Annotated in this window: 5 protein-coding genes; 3 read left to right on the top strand and 2 right to left on the bottom strand. The window is 39.0% G+C overall.

The genetic code is table 11. The features are described from left to right. Together A5844_RS05755 and queA are read right to left on the bottom strand one after the other, a co-directional pair. On the bottom strand, window positions 1-2,149 hold a 2,149-nt coding region (locus A5844_RS05755), incomplete at its 3' end, for an HAD-IC family P-type ATPase (protein ID WP_086284313.1). A 767-nt stretch (window positions 2,150-2,916) separates the two neighbouring features. Continuing rightward, on the bottom strand, window positions 2,917-3,948 hold the full coding sequence (gene queA / locus A5844_RS05750) for a tRNA preQ1(34) S-adenosylmethionine ribosyltransferase-isomerase QueA (protein ID WP_086284675.1): 1,032 nt from the start codon (window positions 3,946-3,948) through the stop codon (window positions 2,917-2,919). 235 nt (window positions 3,949-4,183) lie between these two features. Here queA and A5844_RS05745 point away from each other — a divergent pair, with 235 nt between their 5' ends. From A5844_RS05745 to A5844_RS05735, 3 genes are read left to right on the top strand one after another with little or no spacing between them, the layout of a single operon-like run. After that, window positions 4,184-5,359: a betaine/proline/choline family ABC transporter ATP-binding protein gene (locus tag A5844_RS05745; protein WP_086284312.1), complete on the top strand. Its 1,176-nt coding sequence runs from the start codon at window positions 4,184-4,186 to the stop codon at window positions 5,357-5,359. Between the two features lie 3 nt (window positions 5,360-5,362). Further along, window positions 5,363-6,004 (top strand): ABC transporter permease, encoded by a 642-nt coding sequence (locus tag A5844_RS05740; protein ID WP_086284311.1) that lies wholly within the window; start codon window positions 5,363-5,365, stop codon window positions 6,002-6,004. After that, the gene (locus tag A5844_RS05735; RefSeq protein WP_086284310.1) at window positions 6,001-6,918 is read left to right on the top strand and encodes an osmoprotectant ABC transporter substrate-binding protein; all 918 of its coding nucleotides are present in this window, start codon (window positions 6,001-6,003) and stop codon (window positions 6,916-6,918) included. The genes A5844_RS05740 and A5844_RS05735 overlap by 4 nt, the downstream gene beginning before the upstream one ends. The last annotated feature ends 4 nt before the right edge of the window (window positions 6,919-6,922 follow it).

The following is a 6,922-nucleotide window of genomic DNA, read 5'->3' as shown; positions in this document are numbered from 1 at the left end:
GACCTAAAGCAAAACCAGGCAAGCCATCTGCTACCACATTTACAAACAATAGCTGAACAGCTGTGAAAGGCGCTCCCCAACCTAACAACATCGCAAGCAAAACAATAAAAATCTCTGAGATGTTACAACTCAACAAGAAATTGATGGCTTTTCGAATATTTTGATAAACGGATCGCCCTTGACTCACTGCATCAACGATCGTTGCAAAGTTATCATCAGTTAAAATCATATCTGATGCACTCTGCGCAACGTCTGTACCAGCAATCCCCATGGCACAACCTACATCACTAGCTTTCAATGCAGGAGCATCATTGACACCATCACCAGTCATCGCTACAACCGCTCCTGTACGTTGCCATGATTTAACGATCCTGATTTTGTCTTCAGGTGTCACTCGAGCATATACAGAAAGGTCTTTGACCTTAGCATCTAATTCTTCATCTGATAATGCTTGTAGTTCTGATCCCGAAAGTGCTTCAGAACTGTTGGTTAAGATCCCTAATTCTTTGGCAATTGCACTAGCCGTCACTACATGATCTCCAGTGATCATTACAGTCTTTATCCCAGCCTTTTTCGCCCGTTTGATTGCTCCCTTACTTTCAGGACGAGGCGGATCGATCATCCCGATTAAGCCAATCAAACGTAGATCTTTTTCTAAAGCCTCTGAAGTGATCTCTTGGGGCTTTTCATCATAAGTGGCATAACCTACAGCAATGACACGTAATGCCCGCTTACCGAAGCGATCATTAACGACTGTAGCTTGTTCAATATCTCCAGAAGTAAATTTTGGTGCTAAAACATCAAATGCTCCTTTTGTAATGGAAATATATTGATCTCCCATTTTATGGACAGTCGTCATCATTTTACGATCTGAATCGAAAGGGATCTCATCGATTCTCGGATATTTTTCTTCTAATTCTGCTTTTGTATGATAATTTTCTTCGACTGCACGAACGATTGCTGCTTCTGTGGGATTTCCTTTGACAATCAGTTCATCGGCTTCTTTCTCCACAGTTACATCCGTACACAGAGCTGCCATCTTCAAGATTTCCATGGCACTATTCGTCATCGAATCTTCAATATCTGTGACCTCATCTTCTTTGCTCCAAACACGACGGACTCTCATTCTGTTTTGTGTCAATGTCCCTGTTTTATCCGAACAAATAACATTAGCTGTTCCAAGTGTTTCTACAGCTGGGAGTTGTCGAATGATGGCATGTTTTTTCGCCATCTTTTGAACACCGTAAGCCAATGTGAGTGTCACGATAACTGTCAATGTTTCAGGCACTGCCGCTACTGCTAGTGAAATCGATGTCATGAACATTTCAAGTAATGGTTCCCCTTGAAGCTCACCGATCAGAAACACTAAACCAGCTGCTACTAATGCTATGATACTGATTCGCTTCCCTAACTGGTTCAAGCGAACCTGCAATGGTGTTTTCTGCATGGTATGATCATTTAACAATCCAGCAATTTTACCCATTTCCGTTTGCATACCGATTGCTGTAACAATCGCTTTTCCACGACCTGCAGCAACCGTACAACCTTTAAAGACCATATTTAATTGGTCACCGAGAGAGTCATCTTCTTGACTTATGTAGCCTGCGTCTTTTTCGACAGCCTCACTTTCACCGGTTAAAGCAGATTCCTCTACGCGTAATTGTGATGTCTCTACTAAACGAGCATCTGCCGTAATGGCTGAACCCGATTCTAACACTAGCACATCGCCAACAACTAAATTCTCCGCGTCTACTTTTTCTACTTTACCATCTCGGATCACGGTTGCCGTTTGTTTATTCATATCCTGAAGCGATTCCAGTGCTTTTTCTGCATTTCCTTCTTGAACAATGGCTAACACTGAATTGATGATAACGATCGCGATGATCAATAGACCTTCAAATAGATCTCCATGTTCTGTGGCAAATGCAGTGTAAAAAGAAATCACTGCGGCAACTAATAAAATAATCGTTGTAAAATCAGAAAGGCTACGCATAAATTTTTTGAAGAGTGATTCTTTGGGGGCTTCATCGAATTGATTCTTTCCTTGTTTTTTACTTCGTTCCTCTGCTTCTTTGGTCGTCAGACCTTTATCAATCATTGTATCTGTTTCTTCTTGTACTTCTTCCACTGTTTTCTTGTATTCGTCCATCCTATACCTCCTTTAAATTAGTACACAAAAATAAGGTACTTATTTTAGTATAACATCTTCTTTTTAATTAATTCAACTAAATAAACTATATATATATGAAGAAACACAACAAAAAAAATGTTAGATTTCCCTATTGCAAACGCTACCAAAATATGCTATTATATAGTTGTAAGGAAGGAGGATACCATCAAATAAATAGAAGAATTTCTCGATAGAATAGAATAGGCAAACAAAGTTGTTAGAAGTACAGGTTTCACCTTAGAGAACATGTAAAGTACCTGAATATAAATAGTGAATGCGTATGACTGTTTGATACGATCAAAACAAGAAGTAGTCTGATACGTAAAAAATAAAGCAACATGAACATCTGAAAATTGAATAGGGAAAAGAGATAGTTCAACTATTGAAGTTGTAACGAAAACAAGATTTTTTGTTTATCAAGAAGAAATTCAACATCGTACTTTGCATGACTAATGGAAAGTTACACTCATTCTATTTATTTGATTCCTTCCGAAACGTACAAGCCCGACTGGTCGAGAGTCGGGTTTTTTTGTTGCTTCATCCTACTCCTCTACAAGAAATAGATTCTTATACTTCATCAAATAAGCCACAAAAAAAATCTTATTTCTCTAAAATCAAGTACATGACTTAGTTTAGAGAAATAAGATTTATCGTCCTACCTATTACCCATTTACTTAAACTCACTTTTTAAACTACTGGTTGCTTTGAATCCTAAACAGTAAAAAAAACTGATCATCGTCACCTATTTACTTCACAAACATCGCATCACCGAAACTAAAGAAACGGTAACGTTCTTCAATGGCATGTTGGTAAGCAGCTAGTGTTAATTCCCTTCCAGCAAATGCACTGACAAGCATGACTAATGTGGATTTTGGTAAGTGGAAATTTGTAGAAAAAGCTTCTACTATTTTGAATTGATAGCCTGGCGTAATGAAAATATCAGTCCAACCACTATCAGCTTTGATCTCTCCATCAAATTTTGTTCCGATCGTTTCCAGTGTACGAATCGATGTCGTACCTACCGCAACGATTTTCCCTCCATTTTTCCGAACTTGGTTCAAGCGGTCAGCGGCTTCTTCTGTCAAACGATAGAATTCACTGTGCATTTGATGTTCTTCGATTTTATCTACACTCACTGGACGAAATGTACCCAAACCTACATGTAAGGTCAAATAAACAAGCTCTACGCCTTTTGCTTTGATTTCGTCTAGGAGTTCAGTCGTAAAGTGCAATCCAGCTGTCGGAGCCGCTGCAGAACCGTTTTCTTTTGCATAGACTGTTTGGTAACGTTCTGGATCTTCTAAACGTTCCTTAATGTAAGGAGGCAATGGCATTTCCCCTAATGATTCAAGATTTTCTAAGAAAATCCCTTCATAAGTAAATTCGATGATCCGCCCACCATGATCTAATTCTTCTTTAACAGTGGCTTTTAATCGTCCATCACCAAAAGTAATTTCCGTTCCAACTTTTGCACGCTTAGCTGGTTTGATCAGCGTTTCCCATGTATCCCCTTCTGTATTTGTTAATAGCAAAACTTCCAAGTGGGCGCCTGTTTCTACTTTTTCACCATATAGGCGTGCTGGCAATACCCGCGTATTATTCATAACCAAGGCATCCCCCGGGTTTAATTCTTCTAGAATATCATGAAAATGTTTATCAGACATTTCTCCTGTTTCTCGATTGACTACGAGCAATCGAGAATGGTCACGATCTTTTAATGGTGTTTGAGCAATTAATTCTTCCGGTAATTCAAAATCGAAATCTTCTGTTGTTAACATATCGTCACTCACTTTCTATCTTTCCCTCCTATAGTACCATTTCTGACAATATATTGGCAAAAGCGGGAATTATTAGAAGCATTACGATGTTATGTAGATAACTCAATATATATAAATTAGTACAAAATCGCTTGTCAAACCAACTTTAACATAGTGATAACAGTCACAAAATTTGTATTCTCACGTTATTTTAGGCATACTAGTTATAGTGAAAATGAAAAAGAAGAGGTGCAATATGATCGAATTTCAGAATGTTTCAAAGATTTATAAAGGAGGAAAAATAGCGGTCGAAGATGTCAGTCTTTCCTTTGAAAAAGGAGAATTTATCTGTTTTATCGGTACAAGTGGTAGCGGGAAGACCACAATGATGCGAATGATCAATCGGATGACCGACCCTACGAGTGGACAGATCCTAATTGATGGAAAATCAGTCCAAGAAATAAATCCCGTGGAATTACGCCGAAAAATTGGTTATGTCATCCAAAGTATTGGATTGATGCCTCACATGACGATTCGTGAAAACATCACCCTTGTTCAAAGACTTTTGAAAGTCAGCCAAGAGGAACGAAATAAAACCGCAGAAAAAATGATCGATCTCGTAGAGCTTCCTCGCGAAATGCTTGATCGTTACCCTCATGAATTATCTGGTGGTCAGCAACAAAGGATCGGTGTTGTCCGTGCTTTAGCAGCAAATCAAGACATCATTCTGATGGATGAACCTTTTGGTGCTTTAGATCCGATTACGAGGGACTCTCTTCAAGACCTAGTGAAAGACCTTCAAGAACGCTTAGGCAAAACCATCGTCTTTGTAACCCATGATATGGATGAAGCAATCAAATTGGCCAGTCGCATTGCCATTATGAGCGACGGAAAAGTGATCCAATATGATACACCTCAAAATATCCTCCATCATCCAGCTAATGAATTCGTAGAAGAATTGATTGGAGAAGATCGCTTACTTCAAGCGAAACCAAACACGACTAGAGTTGGTGAAGTGATGTTGAATCAAGCCATCACCATCACACCAGAAAAGTCTCTACAAGAAGCAATCAAATTGATGCGAGAAAAACGTGTAGATACCTTATTGGTGACCGATAACTCCAATACATTAAAAGGATTTATCGATGTCGAAACTTTAGATCAAAAGCGGGGGAAAGTTTCCAGTGTGGGGGATATCTTGAATAAAGAAGTCTTTTACGTGAAACAATCTGCTTATTTACGTGATACTTTGCAACGAATTTTAAAACGCGGATTGAAATATGTACCAGTTGTGGATGAAGAAAATAAAGTTGTTGGAATCTTAACGAGAGCTTCACTTGTCGATATCGTTTATGATGTAATCTGGGGAGAAGAACACACTCCTTCTGAAGCAACAGGATCCAATATGCCTGAAGAAGCAAAGGAGGTCTAACAGATGTCCGAATTTTTACAGCAACATGGATCGGAGATACTGGCAAAAAGCCTTGAGCATCTTTACATTTCCGCCATTGCATTAGTTCTAGGAATAACTATAGCGGTACCTTTAGGCATACTATTGACACGTTTTCCTAAAATCGCCGCAATGATTATCGGCCTTACTAGCGCTTTACAAACGGTACCTTCTCTCGCCTTATTAGCGTTAATGATCCCTCTTTTCGGTGTGGGAAAAACCCCCGCAATCATTGCTTTATTTATTTATTCCTTATTACCAATTTTACGAAATACTTATATTGGTATGAAAAACGTAGATTGGAATTATCGTGATGTCGCAAAAGGGATGGGTATGACCAACCTACAGTCGATCTTTTTAGTAGAATTTCCCATTGCTATGCCGACAATTATGGCTGGGATCCGCTTAGCAGCAGTATATGTCATTGCTTGGGCGACACTTGCCTCTTATATCGGAGCTGGAGGCCTTGGGGATTTGATTTTTAGTGGTTTAAATAATTATCAACCAGACTTGATCATTGCAGGAACCGTTCCTGTGACAATTTTAGCATTATTAGCAGATTTTCTATTAGGTATCTTAGAAGATCGATTAACTCCAGTAGCTTTAAAGGAGGGAAATGACGAATGAAACGCCTGATGAATAGTATTATCCTTATATGTTCGGTCATTTTTCTTACCAGCTGTTCGTTTCCTGGTTTAGCAAGCAATACCGATGAAGATACGATCTCGATTACTGGTGGTATTACATCTGAATCCCAAATATTGGCGAGTCTAGTAGCCGGAATGGTGGAACATTACACAGAAAAAAATACAGCAATCATCAACAACCTTGCAACCACGACGATCAATCATCAAGCAATGATGAATGGTGATGCATCGATTTCTGCCGCACGTTATACTGGGACTGATTTAACGACTACATTAAATCTCCCCCCTGAAAAAGATCCAAAAAAAGCATTTGACATTGTCAAAGATGAATTTGAAAAACGATACAATCAAACATGGTTTCCTTCCTATGGTTTTGAAAATACCTATGTCTTTCTTGTCCGAAAAGACACAGCTGAAAAATACAACCTTTCTAAAGTCAGTGACCTAAAAAATGTCGCTGATCAATTAGTTGCTGGTGTGGATACTTCTTGGATCAACCGTAAAGGAGACGGTTATACAGGCTTCCAAGAAACGTATGGGTTTTCTTTTGAATCGATCCTTCCCATGCAGATCGGACTTGTTTATGATGCGGTGGAAGCTGGAAAAATGGATATCGTATTAGGTTATTCGACAGATGGACGGATCGCCAGTTATGATCTGGTGATGTTAGAAGATGATAGGAGCTTCTTCCCTCCTTATGACGCTGCCCCTGTCGTTGATAACAAACTCCTAAAAAACACTCCTGGTCTAGCGGAAGCATTACAGAAGTTAGGTAATACGATCAGTACAGAAAAAATGCAGCAATTGAACTACGAAGCAGATAATAATTTGATCGAACCTTCCGTAGTCGCTGAACGTTTCTTAAAAGAAAATCTTTATTTTGAAGGGAAGTGATCAC

Source organism: Candidatus Enterococcus wittei, from assembly GCF_002140175.1.
In the GTDB taxonomy this organism is placed as follows: Bacteria; Bacillota; Bacilli; order Lactobacillales; family Enterococcaceae; genus Enterococcus_B; species Enterococcus_B wittei.
This window is presented reverse-complemented; position numbering and strand designations above follow the sequence as displayed.

Coding starts and splice junctions, on each gene's coding strand:
- queA (WP_086284675.1), bottom strand. CDS start 3,948: ATGTTAACAACAGAAGATTTCGATTTTGAATTACCGGAAGAATTAATT.
- A5844_RS05740 (WP_086284311.1), top strand. CDS start 5,363: ATGTCCGAATTTTTACAGCAACATGGATCGGAGATACTGGCAAAAAGC.
- A5844_RS05735 (WP_086284310.1), top strand. CDS start 6,001: ATGAAACGCCTGATGAATAGTATTATCCTTATATGTTCGGTCATTTTT.
- A5844_RS05745 (WP_086284312.1), top strand. CDS start 4,184: ATGATCGAATTTCAGAATGTTTCAAAGATTTATAAAGGAGGAAAAATA.